General features: G+C 60.9%; 17 protein-coding genes and 1 tRNA gene. 6 read left to right on the top strand and 12 right to left on the bottom strand.

The features are described 5' to 3' along the window. Positions 1–61 precede the first annotated feature (61 nt). From EEB12_RS24495 to EEB12_RS30925, 4 genes are all read right to left on the bottom strand, one after another. On the bottom strand, positions 62–541 hold the full coding sequence (locus EEB12_RS24495) for a VOC family protein (protein WP_020970236.1): 480 nt from the start codon (positions 539–541) through the stop codon (positions 62–64). 85 nt (positions 542–626) lie between these two features. Further along, a complete protein-coding gene (locus EEB12_RS24490; RefSeq protein WP_020970237.1) occupies positions 627–1,613 on the bottom strand; it encodes an alpha/beta hydrolase in 987 nt (328 codons plus the stop codon). Beyond that, the gene (locus EEB12_RS24485; protein ID WP_141488647.1) at positions 1,610–2,614 is read right to left on the bottom strand and encodes an alpha/beta hydrolase; all 1,005 of its coding nucleotides are present in this window, start codon (positions 2,612–2,614) and stop codon (positions 1,610–1,612) included. The genes EEB12_RS24490 and EEB12_RS24485 overlap by 4 nt, the downstream gene beginning before the upstream one ends. 315 nt (positions 2,615–2,929) lie before the next feature. Beyond that, a complete protein-coding gene (locus EEB12_RS30925) occupies positions 2,930–3,055 on the bottom strand; it encodes a hypothetical protein (RefSeq protein ID WP_019744544.1) in 126 nt (41 codons plus the stop codon). Positions 3,056–3,327: 272 nt separating this feature from the next. Here EEB12_RS30925 and EEB12_RS24480 point away from each other — a divergent pair, with 272 nt between their 5' ends. Both EEB12_RS24480 and EEB12_RS24475 read left to right on the top strand, forming a co-directional pair. Beyond that, a complete protein-coding gene (locus EEB12_RS24480) occupies positions 3,328–4,458 on the top strand; it encodes a winged helix DNA-binding domain-containing protein (RefSeq protein WP_141488646.1) in 1,131 nt (376 codons plus the stop codon). 114 nt (positions 4,459–4,572) lie between these two features. Next, positions 4,573–6,270 carry a fumarate hydratase gene (locus EEB12_RS24475; RefSeq protein ID WP_003945198.1) on the top strand — a complete coding sequence of 566 codons (1,698 nt, stop codon included), beginning with the start codon at positions 4,573–4,575 and terminating at the stop codon, positions 6,268–6,270. A gap of 60 nt (positions 6,271–6,330) precedes the next feature. Here EEB12_RS24475 and EEB12_RS24470 read toward each other — a convergent pair whose 3' ends face one another. From EEB12_RS24470 to EEB12_RS24440, 7 genes are all read right to left on the bottom strand, one after another. Further along, positions 6,331–6,681 carry a hypothetical protein gene (locus EEB12_RS24470; RefSeq protein ID WP_003945214.1) on the bottom strand — a complete coding sequence of 117 codons (351 nt, stop codon included), beginning with the start codon at positions 6,679–6,681 and terminating at the stop codon, positions 6,331–6,333. 52 nt (positions 6,682–6,733) lie between these two features. Further along, a complete protein-coding gene (locus EEB12_RS24465; protein ID WP_020970240.1) occupies positions 6,734–7,297 on the bottom strand; it encodes a mismatch-specific DNA-glycosylase in 564 nt (187 codons plus the stop codon). A 20-nt stretch (positions 7,298–7,317) separates the two neighbouring features. Further along, entirely contained in the window at positions 7,318–8,646 is a 1,329-nt protein-coding gene (locus EEB12_RS24460; RefSeq protein WP_141488645.1) for a WS/DGAT domain-containing protein, read from the bottom strand. 32 nt (positions 8,647–8,678) lie between these two features. Next, on the bottom strand, positions 8,679–9,173 hold the full coding sequence (locus EEB12_RS24455; protein WP_019744550.1) for an SRPBCC family protein: 495 nt from the start codon (positions 9,171–9,173) through the stop codon (positions 8,679–8,681). Positions 9,174–9,248: 75 nt separating this feature from the next. Further along, positions 9,249–9,614, bottom strand: coding sequence for a VOC family protein (locus EEB12_RS24450; RefSeq protein WP_019744551.1), 366 nt, complete (start codon positions 9,612–9,614; stop codon positions 9,249–9,251). After that, positions 9,611–9,997 (bottom strand): phage holin family protein, encoded by a 387-nt coding sequence (locus EEB12_RS24445; protein WP_019744552.1) that lies wholly within the window; start codon positions 9,995–9,997, stop codon positions 9,611–9,613. The genes EEB12_RS24450 and EEB12_RS24445 overlap by 4 nt, the downstream gene beginning before the upstream one ends. A gap of 40 nt (positions 9,998–10,037) precedes the next feature. Further along, a complete protein-coding gene (locus tag EEB12_RS24440; RefSeq protein ID WP_019744553.1) occupies positions 10,038–11,003 on the bottom strand; it encodes an L-lactate dehydrogenase in 966 nt (321 codons plus the stop codon). Positions 11,004–11,110: 107 nt separating this feature from the next. On the opposite strand from EEB12_RS24440, the gene EEB12_RS24435 reads away from it, so the two are divergent. Further along, a complete protein-coding gene (locus EEB12_RS24435) occupies positions 11,111–11,980 on the top strand; it encodes a PE-PPE domain-containing protein (RefSeq protein ID WP_141488644.1) in 870 nt (289 codons plus the stop codon). A gap of 95 nt (positions 11,981–12,075) precedes the next feature. Further along, a complete protein-coding gene (locus EEB12_RS24430) occupies positions 12,076–13,140 on the top strand; it encodes a glycerophosphodiester phosphodiesterase family protein (protein WP_070796100.1) in 1,065 nt (354 codons plus the stop codon). Between the two features lie 317 nt (positions 13,141–13,457). On the opposite strand, the gene EEB12_RS24425 is transcribed toward EEB12_RS24430, so the two are convergent. Beyond that, positions 13,458–13,533 (bottom strand) — tRNA-His (locus tag EEB12_RS24425). 188 nt (positions 13,534–13,721) lie between these two features. On the opposite strand from EEB12_RS24425, the gene EEB12_RS24420 reads away from it, so the two are divergent. Further along, positions 13,722–14,684 (top strand): pseudouridine synthase, encoded by a 963-nt coding sequence (locus EEB12_RS24420; protein WP_141488643.1) that lies wholly within the window; start codon positions 13,722–13,724, stop codon positions 14,682–14,684. 181 nt (positions 14,685–14,865) lie between these two features. Then, positions 14,866–15,543, top strand: a complete 678-nt coding sequence (locus EEB12_RS24415; protein ID WP_141488642.1) for a hypothetical protein — start codon at positions 14,866–14,868, stop codon at positions 15,541–15,543. The last annotated feature ends 41 nt before the right edge of the window (positions 15,544–15,584 follow it).

Here is a 15,584-nt window from a genome sequence, read left to right as displayed (position 1 = left end):
CGAGAATTAGGGAAGGCTAGCATCAGCTAACGAAGGCTGTCGCCCATCGGCCAGATCGTGTTCAGGACGCGTCTGCGGCCCGTTCGAGCTCCGCGATGTCGATCTTCTTCATCTTCATCATCGCGTCCGTGGCGCGTTGTGCCTTGGCCCGATCCGGATCCTTCATCAGTTCGAGAAGACGATTCGGGACTACCTGCCAGGACAATCCGAACTTGTCCTTGGCCCATCCGCACGGGCCCTCTTCCCCACCTTCGGTCAGCCTGGACCAGTAGTGATCGACCTCAGCCTGATCGACGCACGGAATCTCGAACGACACTGCTTCCGAGAACGTGAACATCGGTCCGCCGTTCAATCCGGTGAATCGCTGACCGCCGAGCTCGAAGCTGACGGTCATCACCGATCCCGCCTGCATTCCGGAAGGCGATCCCTCGACGTATCTTTCGATTCCCAGGATCTGCCCGGAACCGAACACCGAGATGTAGAAGTTCGCTGCTTCTTCTGCTTGGTTGTCGAACCACAAACAGGGAGTGATGGAAGGCATGTTCTGTCCTTGTCGATGAGGTTACGAATCAGGTGTACAGGGTTATAGACCCGGCCCGAAGCGGAAACTCATCGCAAGGAATTACTCAAGCCGACAACGCAGAGTCGAGCATCGGCCAGGAGCGAACGAGTTCGTCGCGCCAATACGGCCAACCGTGCGTCCCCACCGGTTGAGCGCTGCGGGTGACATCGACTCCGCGATCGCGCAACACCTGCGTGATCTGGTCGGTGCACAGGTTCGATCCCAGTTCCATGACCCCGCCAACGACCAGTACCCGGCCCAGGGCAGGAGTATCGAGAGTTTCGTGCGGGCCTGGTAGTCCCGATCCCGAGGCGAGATACACCTTGGTGCCGCGCAGATTGTCGGCATTGGCGAAAATGTCGTGCTCTTGCCAAGCCTCACTGCCGGCCGGACCCCACATCTGCTCCGAACGGGCATTTCCGTTGATGACCACAAGATCGGTCAACGCCTTGCCGAATCCTCCGACGGTTGTGTAGCAGCCGCTGTAGCCCGCGACCGCGTCGTACAACCCGGCCGAGCGTTGGGCCAGGATCAGCGCGGCCTCTGCGCCCATCGAGATCCCGCCGATTGCATTGTGCCCGTTGGTTGCCAACCTCGTGTCGATCAGTGGGGGAAGCTCTTTCGTCAGGAACGTCTCCCATTTCAGACGACCGAATTTCGGGTGGTCTTCCTGCCAATCGGTGTACATGGTGCCGGTTCCACCGATGGGGAGTACGACGTTCACGTTCTTGTCGGCAAAGAACGGGACGATATCGCCGTTGGCCGGAGCCAGCCAGTTGTTCTCTTCGATCTGCCCGGAATTGCCGTCCAGGAGATACAGCGTCCCGCGTGGTTCCGAGCGGTCGGCAGGAAGCAGCACTTTCACCTGCATGGTGCGCCCCATGGCGGGACTCGCGACGTCGAGAAGAACCAAGCGCGAAGACAGTTCGGTGACACTCGTTATCTTCGGGGTCTCGTCGGCGAGCGCGGTCGAGGGCAACGCAAGTAGTGAAATCAAGGCGAGCGCGCCGACGAGAACGACGCTTCGAAGGCTTGCTCGATGGGGCCTCACACGCCGAGCGACGCGGCGATCATCGGCCACGAGTCGTGTAAGTCGTCTTCCCAGTATCCCCATGAATGCGTTCCTGCCGGCTTGAAGTTGTAGCGAATATTGTTCATACCCAATGCGTTCGTCCTGTCCGCAAGCTGGGTGGTGCAGTAGTGAGTTGCCGCCTCGATTCCGCCACCGAGTACAAGCTGCAACGCCAAATCTGTGACGTCGTTGTCGATCCGTGGATCGGCAAGCGTGTCGTACGGACCCGGAATCCCGGTTGCGGTAGTGATGTACATCGGGATTCGAGGTAGCTTGTCCGCGTTGACAACCGGATCGTGAGCCGGCCAACCCGGGCCATCGTACGGACCCCACATGTTCTCCGCGTTGCCACCACCCACTGCGACCACGAGTTTCACGAAGTCCTGACCGATGCCTGGACTCGTCATCGCACACCCGCTGAAGGAGCCGACACTGTTGTACAGCGCGGGCGCCGCCATAGCCAGATCCAGTACCGACGTGCCTGCCATCGACAAGCCGGCAAGTGCGTTCTCGCCGGTCGTCCCGAACGTCGAATCAATGACTGGCGGTAGTTCTTCCGTCAGGAACGTGGTCCACATGTTGACCCCGTTGTTGTTGCCGGATTTCGCGAGGCCGGGGTCCGGCCGCTCCCAATCGGTGTAGTAGCTGAATGCTCCACCGAGAGGGGTGACCACGTTGACGTGCTTGTCCGCGAAGAACTTCGGTGCATCGGTCCGCACCGACCACGTCGCGTCGTCTTTGCCTCCGTCCACTCCATTGAGTAGGTAGAGCGTCGGAGCGGGCGTGGAGGTATCAGCCGGCCGCAAGACCTGCAACGGAATGTCGCGCCCCATCGACAGTGAGTACACCGAGATGTCGACCAGCCTGCTGTCCACCGACTGAGCGTGACCCGGTGCCGTGAGGAGCTGGAGCCCACATACTGCCGTGGCCAACGCCACGAAGACGCGGAAAACCGTTCGCAAAGCACGAGTCTCGATCATCCGGGTCACTCTCTTCGGCAGCGGAACCTTTCGAACGGTACCGGCTGAAAGAGGCAAACCCGACGTGATCGGAAAAACTCGATCCGGTCGACACGGAAAGGCTCACGCACCGAGTGCGTGAGCCTTTCTCGTCAGACGACGCTTACTTGGGCGTAACCGTGCCGCCGCTGAGCGTGGTCAGTGCGTCGACGAGACGCTGACCGAGGTTGTTGACGCTTCCGATGGCTTCACCGAGAGATCCCATGAGTTTCCTCCTGCAGTTTGTCGAAATTGAAGTAACTACACCCGGAGCGGGCGTGGCAAAGTCGCGCTGAATTAGGGGGTGGGGTCTTTGGAGATGGTCTCTACCGATCCCATGAAGGTCTTGAGCAGACCGTCAGCGCTGAACAGTGATCCCAGGCCCTGAACAACAGCGCCGAGAATTCCTTCCATTGAACCCATGTGAATCTCCTTGAGAGGTCAGAGGTCAGCTGCCGAAAAGCACCCGACAGTGCTGTGACAGCTGCGTCACATCTGTAATGTATCCGTGACGTGGGTAACAGTAATCATACGAACGACCAGTTGGCAAAGGATTCCGACAATGGGGTCATTATTTCGACTAATAAGGTCTGCTACTGAAAAAATTCCGGACAATCGGTCGAATTTCACCAATTCTGTCGTCGCATTGATCAACTGTCCCAAATCCTGCGGTTACCCACCAGTAAACTGAAATCATGTCTAGCGCAACCTCACTCACGCAGTTGGCTAATTTCCGGTGGCACCGCCATCGACTCGACCGAGCGGCTGCCGGTGACGCCGATCACACCGATTGCACCGTTCTCGATCTCGGGATTCAGAACACCGGACCTGACGGAGCCGTCTGGGCCCTGCGGATCCGCGGCGTCCGCGGCGTCCGCGGCGACGCCACTGAGCTCGCTCTTGCCTGGACGTTGCGCGGAGCTCCCCACTATTACCGTCGGGGCGACCTGCCTGCCATCGCCGTCGCCACGTCGCCGTTCAGCGAAGCCGATGCAGCCAAGCGCATTTACGACGCGAATCGGCCCCTGAAGGCCGCCGGCATCCCGACGCTGAGTGCCCTGCAAACAGTTGCTACTGCGATGCGGGACATCGTCTCGAAACCAACCGTCAAGGGCGAGATGTCCGCGCAATTGACCACGCGAGTCACCGAGCCCTTTCTGAGATTCTGCCGCCCGTGCAACGCCACTCATCTGTACGAGATGCCGTTCCGGCTCGCGGCACTCCAGGCAGGCCTCAAGCTACAGCCGGGCACATCTCCCCCAGTGCTCGAACGCATTCCGGGTTGGCGCCGACGCCCGTACACCTCCACGGCAGCAGACGCCGATCCCCGCTTCGACGTGATCCGCGGGTATCTGCGCTTCTACGGCCCCGCCACTCCTGCTCACGTCGCGTCGTTTCTCGATGCTCCGGTCAAGGACGTCAAAGCCCACTGGCCCGTCGATGCCGAGGAGATCGAGGTGAACGGCGAGAAGCGGTGGATTCTCGAACAAGACCGCGAAGACTTGCTCGGCTCCCCCTCCGATTCGAGTACGCGCTTGCTCGGGCCTTTCGATCCGTATGTACAGCTCAAGGATCGGGAGACCCTGGTGCCCGATCCTGCCGCCCAGAAGACGGTGTGGCCGACCCTCGGGCGACCGGGCACGGTGGTGGTCGGCGGCACGATCACCGGACTGTGGCGACCGCGGGCGTCCGGAAAAAAGCTGAAGGTCGCGGTCACCCCGTGGGGAACGTGGTCACGATCGGCCCGCGCAGCGGTGGCCGAGCAGGCCGAAATACTTGCCGAATTTCGCGGCGTCGAGCTCTCCGAACTGGTCGAAGTATCTTGATCGAGCCAGTGGCATCCGGATAATTCCAGCTCACACCCGCCCCGATTCGGAGAAGGAAACCCCCAACGATAACCTGAATGCGACCTTCGCACGCACCCTTGTTCAGGAGAGATGATGGCCGACTTCCTCTATGAGGACCTGTTGCCGATCGGTGATGACACCACCGAGTACCGATTGCTCACCACCGAAGGGGTGTCGACAGTCGAGGGACCGGACGGCCGCACCTTCCTTCAGGTCGAGCCGGAAGCGATGCGCTTGCTGACCGAAACGGCGCTGCACGACATCTCTCATTACCTGCGCACGGATCACCTGACGCAGCTCGCGAGCATCCTCGACGATCCCGAAGCGTCGAACAACGACAAGTTCGTCGCGCTCGACCTGCTCAAGAACGCCAATATCGCCGCTGCCGGCGTTCTGCCGATGTGCCAGGACACCGGAACCGCCATCGTCATGGGCAAGCGTGGACAGCACGTACTCACCCCCGGCGACGACGAGAAGTCCATTGCCCGCGGTGTCTACGACGCATACACGCGTCTGAACCTGCGCTACTCGCAGAACGCCCCCATCACGATGTGGGACGAGAAGAACACTGGCAATAACTTGCCCGCGCAGATCGAGCTGTACGCCGATACTGCTGCCGGACATGAGAACTCGTACAAGTTCCTCTTCATGGCCAAGGGCGGCGGCAGCGCCAACAAGTCCTACCTGTACCAGGAAACCAAAGCGATCCTGAACCCCGACTCGATGATGCAGTTCCTCGAGGCAAAGATCCGCTCGCTCGGTACCGCTGCCTGCCCGCCGTACCACCTTGCAATCGTCGTCGGCGGCACGTCGGCCGAGTTCGCGATGAAGACAGCCAAGTACGCGTCCGCGCACTACCTCGACGAGCTCCCCACCGAAGGCGCCATTACGGGCCGCGGCTTCCGCGATCACGAACTCGAGAAGAAGGTCTTCGAGCTCACGCAGAAGATCGGCATCGGCGCACAGTTCGGCGGTAAGTACTTCTGCCACGACGTCCGCGTCGTTCGACTCCCCCGCCACGGCGCTTCATTGCCCGTCGCCATTGCGGTGTCGTGCTCGGCCGATCGACAGGCGAAGGCCAAAATCACGCCGGAGGGCGTGTTCCTGGAACAGCTCGAATTCAACCCGGGCCGTTTCCTGCCCGAGGTCACGGACGCTCAGCTCGACGAAGAGACCGATGGCATTTCGGGTACCGGCAAGGGCGCTGCGGTCAAGATCGACCTCACCAAGCCCATGGCCGAGATCCTCGCCGAGCTGTCCAAGCACCCGGTGAAGACTCGTCTCTCCTTGACCGGTCCGCTCGTCGTGGCACGCGACATCGCGCACGCCAAGATCAAAGAGCGTCTCGACGCAGGCGAAGAGATGCCGCAATACCTCAAGGATCACCCGGTGTACTACGCCGGCCCCGCCAAGACACCCGACGGTATGGCGTCCGGTTCGTTCGGCCCGACCACAGCCGGCCGTATGGACTCGTACGTCGAGCAGTTCCAGGCCGCCGGTGGCTCGATGATCATGCTGGCCAAGGGAAACCGCTCCAAGCAGGTCACCGACGCCTGCAACACCCACGGCGGTTTCTACCTCGGATCCATCGGTGGACCGGCAGCACGCCTGGCACTCGACTGCATCAAGAAAGTCGACATCCTCGAGTACGCCGAACTGGGGATGGAAGCCGTCTGGAAGATCGACGTCGAGGACTTCCCCGCGTTCATCGTCGTCGACGACAAGGGCAACGACTTCTTCGCCCATACCGGTGAAGTGACCCTGACGATCGGTAAGCGTCCAGGCCTGTAGACACGTCAACAGCAAAGAGCCCCGGCGAGTTTCGATCGCCGGGGCTCTTTTGTGTCTTTGTCAGGTCCAGAGCGCGGCCACGAATACGGTCACGATCGACAAACCGCCGACGACGTGTACCAGATTCGGATTGGGCTGGCCCTTCTTCTGCTTCGCCCGGGTGATCTCGGCAAGCGCCACGATGACCAGCGAAAGCACCAACTTCACAGCGATTTTCGCGTGAATGTAGTTCTTGTCCAGGGCGCCTTCGCCCAACCCGACGATGATCAGGCCGGACACGAACTGCATCCTGGCACCCCACACCATGACCTCGGTGATCGAAGGAGCCTTGAGGACGGTGAAGTAGCTACCGACCAGGGCAGCCATACCGAGTAGGTGAATCACTACAAAGACGTTGTATAGAACAGACATACAAGCACTTTAACTTGTACCTTGTTCTGGCCGAACGGAACTGCGACTTCTCTCAGAGAAGTCCGGCTTCGGATGCGGCGGAACGATATTTCGCTGCCAAGGTGTCCACCGTCTCGTGTGCGTTGAGGCCACTGGGATTGGGCACGATCCACAGTTTTGCCCCCTCGAAATCACGGTCTTGGCGCCCGGCCTTCGCCTTCTTGTCACCGAAAGCTGTTCGATAGGCGGTGATCCCGGCGAAGGCAACTACTTTCGGTTTTGTCGCACGCACGACCGCCCGCACCCGCACTCCCCCGGCGGCAAGCTCCTCCGCCGTCAACTCGTCGGCTCTGGCCGTCGCGCGAACGGCGAGATTGGTGATACCGACGCCGCGATCGATCAGGTGCTGCGTATCGGCGTCCGACATACCCGCGGAAGGATCGATCGGACGCTCGATGATGCCTGCCCTCAGCAGTGCCGGGTAGAACCGATTACCCGGCCTGGCGAAATGCGCGCCGGTCGCCGCCGTCCACAGTCCCGGATTGATACCGACGAACAACAGACGACAATTCGGCCCGATCAGATCCTCGATCTCGGCGTCTCGGAACGATTCCAGTTCGGCGCGCGTGAATCCCATGCTGCCAGTACATCAGGCCGTCACGACAGCGCTTCGCGTACCTCGTCGATCGCGTCGTGCATCATCTGCTCGTACACGTCGATGTCCGCGATCGAGGCCGGACTGCTGGTGATGCTGATCGTCACCGTGTCCCCGATCCCGTGTACGCCGTGGGTCAAGGACATGACCGGTGACAAACTCGGGAAGCCCGCTGTGAACCGAACGACGCCGCCTCCGAGCACCAGATCCGCGTCACCGCGCGCGACACTCGACACCACGGTGTTGCCGGTGACCTCGTCGGGCACTGCCGTGAAATCGTATTGCTGCACGCCCCAACGGACCAGCGGGCCGGGAACCGCGTTCAGCGCGAGATCCGAAGCTGCGCTGGACGGATGGGATGCCCGTGCGCGACGCTCGTCCATCGACGCCTTGATCCGTTGAGCTCGCTCACGGAGGTCATCGATATCCGGGAACAGTCCGACACCTGCATTGCGGAAGTGGTTGCGCGCCGTGGGTGTACCCGCCTTGGCGATGGTCACCTCAGCTCCCAGTTCCGGCGGTACCGAGCCGTCTCGCTCGGTGAGGTAATTCGCCATCGCTACCGAGATGGCTGTCATCGCTCCGACTGTGACGGATACGCCGTCGCCACGGAAATCTGCGCTGTCCCGCACGACCATGCGCACCAATCGATGAGGTCCAGGCGGGATGTTGGAGCGCACCTTGGGACGGCTCGCCGCCTGCGGCGCAACAACTCCCGATTCGGTGTCCGCCTGCAGCTGTAACTGCGCTCGGTGCCCCGCCCGGCCGTCGCGGAACAGCGAAACAAGTTGACCCGGAAGGCGCAGGGCGGCGCGGCCCAGAATCTCGGCTGATCCGCTACGCCGCACGTCCGTCTTCTGCTTTGCGGGCGGTTGCGGCGAGAACAGCTGGCGAGCAATCGCCGACGCGCGTTTGCCGTCCGCCAGAGAATGCGCGACCTGCAGAACTGCGATCAGCGCCGGGCCGCTACAACGCGGCGCGCCGGTGACGCCGTGGAACAGGTGAAGCGTCCACGGGGACTCACGCGGGTCGACGTGGTTTTCGAGAAGCTTTTCGATTCCGTGAATACACGATGGCCACGAGTCATCCGGCAGCTCATGCACTCTCACCAACGAGGCATCGACCGGCATGGGATCCCAGAGCGGATAGTCGAGATGCCACGGTGATTCACGAATCCGAACATTGAGATCCGGAATGAGCGACGCTCTTTCCACCACCGAGCGTCGTAGCTCGTCGATCGACTGGCTCTGCCCGTCGAAACAGTAGAGCAGTAGTTGATCGTTGGGGATCTTCTCCGAAATCCAGAAGGTTTGGGCATCGGTGGGCGTCATCCGTAACACCGGGAGACGGTACCACCGGCTCGTCAGCCCTTTTCGGCAGCAGCTTTCAGCTGGGACAGGCCCTTCTCGAAATCCTTTCCGACGAGCTTGTCCATGCTGAAGATGAAACCGAAGATCTTGAAGAACAGATTCTTCTTTCCAGTCATCTTCCACGTCACCTGAACTTCACCGGCATTGGGAGAGGCACCGGCATTCGGAGAGATGAGAAAGGTGGTGACGTTCTGTGCCTTGAACGGCTTGAGGAAGGCCAGGTCCAAAACTACGCGTTCGTCTGGGACGGATTCGGTTATCACCATCGAACCGGAGCCTGCCTTCTTGTTGCCGGCCCAGGCGTACGAAGCCCCGACGCCCGCGTCAGGACCCGCGTACGTGCGCTGCATTGCCGGGTCGAGACCTTCCCAGGGCGACCACTGCGTCCACTGGTGGAAATCGTTGATCAACGCGAAGACGACCGATGCTTCTGCCTTGACGATCGTCGTACGTTCTACCAGGAATTCGTCGGAATTCTGCGAAGCCATCGTCGATCTCCAATTCTCGGGCGTGACAAGTGTTCGGAATTATCCACGGTCGACGAGATCGGGGCGAGTCGACACTCAGTCGCGCAGACACAGGCAGAAGTGGTGACCGACCGGGTCGCGGTAGACGCGGAAAGTCTGATGCTCCGGGATGCCGGTCACCCGCTGCGCACCCAGGCTGATCACCCAAGCCTCCGCGGGGTCGAGAGAATCGACGAGCAGATCCAGATGGATTCCGACGCCGGATGTCGGCCAGTCGACCGGAACAAAATCCGGAGCAAGCTGAAACGCGAGCCGCTCGCCGGCGGGTCCTTCGATCACGTGCCAATCATCTTCGTCCCGAACGCTTTTCCAGTCGAGGACCTGGACGTAGAAGTTGGCCAATGCAGCCGGATCCGGGCAGTCCAGGACTGAGTAGTCCATACCGATGTTCGGACGCGTCACTGAGCCTTCTTCTCCTGAACTTTCTTACGCACGAACAACAACGGAAGCACCAGCGTCGCAAGTGCTGTTACCAGCCACACGACGACTGTTCCCAGAATCCACGTCGAGACACCGGAGATCGACAGATTGGAGAAAAGCGACGCCACCAACAGAGCGACAAACGTCGACACCAATCCGATTCCGCCGAGAAATGCTGGTGCGTGGCGCTTTGCCACTGTCGCGATGAACGGCGCCAGAACCGACTGCGCTATCGCAAAGATCACGACCGCAACGATGAATCCGGATGTGGGCGCCGAGAAGCCCGAAAGAATCAACGACGCAACAAGAAGCCCGACAGCGGCAGAACCCAGGAAGATCGCGGCGCGAATCAGGAAGCTGATCATTTGTTGATCCTATATGTCGGAAATCGAGCAGAACAGATATTCACAATCCCAGAGATTCCTGCACCTCTCGCAATGTACGGGCAGAAGATCGGAGCCCCGAAGCCTCTTTTTCTGAAAGCGGTACCTCGAGGACTCGACCGGCACCCGCACGACCGACCATCGTGGGAAGGGACAGGCAAACGCGCTCGAGTCCGTGGACACCGGTCTGCAAGGTCGATACCGGAAGAACCCGTTGTTCGTCCCGCAACACGACTTCCGCGATGAATGCGCTCGACAATCCGATGGCGAGGTTGGTCGCACCCTTTCCTTCGATGATCTCGTAGGCACTCTCGACCACAGACTTCGCGACATTCGCGCGTAAGTCGGGGCCGAGGACGCCGCCCGACGGTCCCACGAACGAGGTTGCCGGCACTCCGCCGATGGTTGCGCTCGACCAGAGCGGAATCTCGGAGTCCCCGTGCTCGCCGACGATGAAGGCATGGACGTTCTCGACCGCGACTCCGAGTTCGGTGGCCAGCAGGAATCGCAATCGGGCCGTGTCGAGCACCGTCCCCGATCCGAAAATTCGGCTGCGGTACGACGGTCCCGCAGCCTGGATCGCTGCGTAGGTCGCCACGTCGACCGGGTTGGTGACGAAGAGTAGAACCGCGTCCGGTGACACCGCCAATAGTTGTTCGGTCAGAGTCTGTGCAATCTTGACGTTCACCGCGGCAAGTTCGAGCCGCGACTGGCCGGGATGCTGTTTTGCGCCCGCGGTGACGACGACCAAGTCGGATCCCGCGGTGACCGAGATGTCATCACCTCCCTCGACGGTGCACGGCGGTGTGAACTGGGTTCCGTGGTTGAGATCGAGAACTTCGGCGCGGACCTTTGCACTGTTGGTGTCGTAGAGGGCGAGCGCGTCGGCTGATCCGCGTATCAAGCACGCGTACGCAATCGCAGTGCCGACGCTTCCCGCACCGACAACGGACACTTTTCGCCTGGATGAACGATTCGGCGTCGTCATGGGTAAATGGTGCTCGCTCGATAACGATTTCGCAGCACAACGGATTGCCAGCCTCTTCTCAGGGTTTGGATGCCGGCCTCTCAGAATCGACGTGGATCATCGCTGGCATGGCTGAGGTAACCGTTCTTGCAGTTGGCGGCACCGGCGAATCCCACGTCGGCGACCACGGCGCGCGTGTGCGCGGACTCCTCAGTGCCGTCACCGACGAACTCGACAGTCGATTCGATTCTCGCTGGGTCGCCTATCCCGCGTCGTATGGCCCGGTCGCCGACGGCGGCCTGAGCTTTCGGCACAGCACCGCGATGGGTGTGAAGGCCCTCTCGACCGCAATCGCAGAGACAGACGGCCCAGTCATGCTGATCGGATACTCACAGGGATGCACCGTGATCCGCGCGGCACTCCCGACATTGACTTCTCCGACGACTTCTCCGACGCTGAACGGCGCCAACATCATCGGAGTCGGACTGATCTCCGATCCACAACAACCGACCGGCGTCATCGAAGGTTGCGAGGGACACGGAGTTGCCGGCGACGGACCCGAAGTCCAGCCGTGGATTCCGGTCAAGTGGATCGGGCACCCACAGGACATGATCTGTAATGCCAGCGACGACAGCTACATTCGCGACATCGCAGACTTGACGCGCTGGATGTCCTTCTCCCAGACACGCGTGTGGGCACAAAAAGTTTGGGAACTACTTCGTAGCAATGCTTTCCAGAATGCGCAGAAGACTCGTTTCAGTCCGAAACAGTGGCGCACCGATCTACGACGCATTCGCACCGCGTTCCTCGAAGTCCTCGGCTATCTGCCGACGCGGTTGAACCTGAACCGCTTTCAGCTGGAGAACCCTCGCGGCGGTAGACACATCAGCTACGCGATCGAACCTCTCGACGAGAGCGGACTGACCGGGTGCGAGCTTCTGGCGTCGTGGATGAAGGTCCAGGCAAACGGCGTCGAGCAGCGCGTTCACGCAGCCTGACCTTTACCGTTAGTTTACCTAACGAACCCCGGCGAGCCATTCGACGCCCTTACGTTCCTTTCATGCAACTGAGCAGAATATTGTCGTGTGCCGCCGTGACCGTCGCACTCCCCCTCACCGCCCTGGCGACCCCGGCCGGCGCATCGCCAACCGGCAGTCTCGACTGGTCCGGTTCGTTCGGTAGTTCAGCACCCCAACCGGTTTCGACGTTCGACGTCCAAGCCCACCGCGGCGGGCTCGGCCTGTACACGGAGAGCAGCCTGGCCGCGTTCTCCAATGCTCTCGAAATGGGCGTCAGCACACTGGAACTCGATACCCAGATCACCGAAGACGGGATCGCTGTCGTCACGCACGATCGTAAGATCTCGAACAAGAAATGCCTCGACACCGAGCCCGCCACTACCGGCGACCCGGAGTTCCCGTACGTCGGCAAATTCGTCAACACGCTGAGCCTGCAACAGATCAAGACCATGGACTGTGGCACGCTCCCCCTTGCCGGATACCCTGAGCAGCAAAATGTTCCGGGAGCGAATATGCAGACACTCGAAGAAGTGCTCGCTCTGGTGAAGTCGTACAACGCACCCGGAATCAAGCTCAACATCGAGACCAAGGTGGAAGCGGGAGCGCCCCACGAGACCGCCCCGCGTGAGCAGTTCGTCTCTGTAGTCCTCGATACGATCCGGGCAGCCGGATTGTTGGACAGCGTCACCATTCAGAGCTTCGACTGGGGCTCGCTCATGCTCACCCGTCAACTCGCGCCGAGTGTGCCCGTGGTCGCGCTCACCAACGGTGACTTTCTCCAGGTAGGCAAGGACGGAGCGTCACCGTGGCTCGGCGGTCTGGACATCGATGATTTCGGTGGCGACGGCATCTCGGCGGTGGCAACCTTCGGCGCCTCCGCCTACTCCCCTGTCCAAGGAACTCCCCAGGGTGGAAAGGTCGGCGACCCCGGCTTCGCCTTGTACCCGACAGCCGACATGATCGCGAGCGCACATGCGCGTGGCATGAAGGTCATCCCGTGGACCGTCGATGATCCCGCCACCATGCACGCCCTCATAGACCTGGGTGTCGACGGAATCATCACCGATTACCCTGACCGTCTCCGCGCCGTCCTGTCCGAGCGCGGTATGCCGCTACCAGCGCCTGCGGTCAAGAAGTAACCTCCACCGCACACCGAAGCAGGTACCTGAACAGGTACTTCGGCCGATGTCCGCGGGGTGTCGCCGGACGCATCCTGGACAGGTACTTGCTCGGGCGATCGGAGGTGAATTCTGATGATGTCTTTGAAGGATCAGTTGGACAACTGCGAATACCTACTTGCCGACGCGGAAATGGCGGGTGACTGGAATGCTGTTCGGCGATTCAGGGAATACCGGCTGAGGCTCGTTCGACAACTGTGCAGGCAAAGGGCTGCCGGTCTCTGCGCCTAGAGTCCTCACGTCAGCCGTATCTGAACTGGTCCCTCTGGGCTCTGAGCTGGTCCCTCTGGGCGGTTACGATCCGCCGTCGCCCGAGTCACAGTCGGGTGCTCTCACCAATTGAGCTACAGAAGGTATGGACCGCAGCACTTTTCGACCGCGATCGTGTGTGTCGAAACCATACGGAGCCTTCCGGGGTCCGCGCTACTGATTTTCCGACTCGACGATCTCTGGTGATCACCGCTCCGAGTTGGTCCCCACGTCCCCGCGGGGACGTCTCCGGCAAGGCCGCACCGAATCACCGCTGACCAGCAGTCGATGGGATGATTACCTGTGTGTCCATGTCCCCACCGCTGCCCGTCAAGAACGGGGTTGGCCCGACGCGTCTACGCATCCCGCTCTCTGGGCCATGGACGACGATCGCCGAGTACGTCGTAGCCAAGTTCGACCATCTGGACGCCGAAAACCTGTATCGGCGGTTCGACGACGGCGAGTTCGTGGGTATCGACGGCCACCCGATCTGCCGGAGCGCCGAGCTCAGCGCGCACCGGTTCGTCTGGTACTACCGCGAGTTACCGGCGGAGGACCCGGTGCCGTTCCGCGAGGAGATCCTGCACCTCGACGACGATCTCGTCGTGATCGACAAACCACATTTTCTCCCGACCACCCCCAGCGGGCGTTACCTGCGCGAGTCGGCGCTCGTCCGACTGCGGGTCCGCCTCGACAACCCAGATCTGACCCCGATCCATAGACTCGACCGCGGCACCGCAGGCGTGGTGATGTTCTCAGCTCGCCCCGCGACGCGCGGCGCGTACCAGTCACTGTTCGAGAAGCGGCAGGTCACGAAGGTCTACGAGGCGGTGTCGGCGCGACCGTCCCGGTGGGACCAGGATGCGCCAGCGCTCGACGTCCCTCTCGTTTACCGCAACCACATCGAAGCTCGACGCGGCGAGTTGCGGGTCGTCGTCGACGACAGCCGTGAACCCAACTCCGAGACCATGATCGAGGCGCGAGGGATGGGCGTGAGCGCCTCCGGACGTGCTGTGCTGCACACGGTTCTACGTCCGCAGTCCGGACGGATGCACCAGTTACGGGTGCATCTGGCAGCTCTCGGCGCCGGGATCCTGGGCGACCGGCGATACCCCGACCTGCTTCCCGACGCCCCGGACGATCATTCCCTCCCCCTCCAATTGCTCGCGAGGGAACTCGAATTCACCGACCCGTTGACTGGGAGAGCGCGGCGGTTTGTGACACGTCGGACGCTCAGCGAGTTGCCCGTGGGGTGAGGACCAGAAGCCGGATTTAGACGTTGAAGCGGAACGCTAGTCCGTCGGAAAATACGCCTTCGACCAGGAGAAACCTGTCCGTGACAAGACGGGCGATCCCCGTTTGATCCCCTTTGTCGCGGTGCTGTCGAAGGTCACACTTAGACTGATGCATTGTGACCACTGGCATCGAGGGGTAGATATGGGCAACGCACGTCGTGTAGCTAAGTGGGTCATCGCGTCGAAAGACCTACTCGGCACACTGGCGCTCCTCGAAGATTTCGGCCACACCTATCTCGATGAGAACGCTGAGCTTCCGATCCAGGACTACACAGTATTTACTCCCAGTAGCAACAACTTGTTTGACACTCCAGACCTCGAACGAGCGATCGAGCGACTCGGCGAACAACCTAACAACGTCAACATCAACTTTAAGCGCCCACAGAATGACCCGCTCGCACTCGTTCGAGAGGTTCAATACAGCGCCCACGTGATCCACGTCAAACAGTTGGTAACAATTGAACTTGTGGTGCTGGGGCAGGACAGCGAGTCGATGGATCAGTTCTTTGCTCATGCTCGCGACGCTCTCGACGCTCGTATCAGCGAACTCTGGCCTGAGACAATTGAGGAATTCGAAGCCAGTGCAATAGGCGTCGCCCGGACGCCCACAGTACCGCGTCGTTTGCCGTCAGTTCCCCAGTCAACAACTCGGCCGACTCCTCCGGCAACGGCACCCGATGCCTCCACAGCAAAACCTGATTCCAAGAGAACCGTTCGCGAGCGCGCAGACGCGATAGCGCGCCACCCGCTCTGGTCAGCACTCATTGCCGCACTTGTCGCTGGATTAATCATTTTCGCCCTCACTGCTCTCGTAACCTAATTCCGCGGTCAAAGCTGTCTGTGGGAGCTGTCACAATATTG

Source organism: Rhodococcus sp. WS1, from assembly GCF_003797745.1.
Lineage (GTDB): Bacteria > Actinomycetota > Actinomycetes > Mycobacteriales > Mycobacteriaceae > Rhodococcus_F > Rhodococcus_F erythropolis.
The sequence above is the reverse complement of the archived record's forward strand: the minus strand, read 5'-3'. Positions and strand labels throughout refer to the sequence as shown.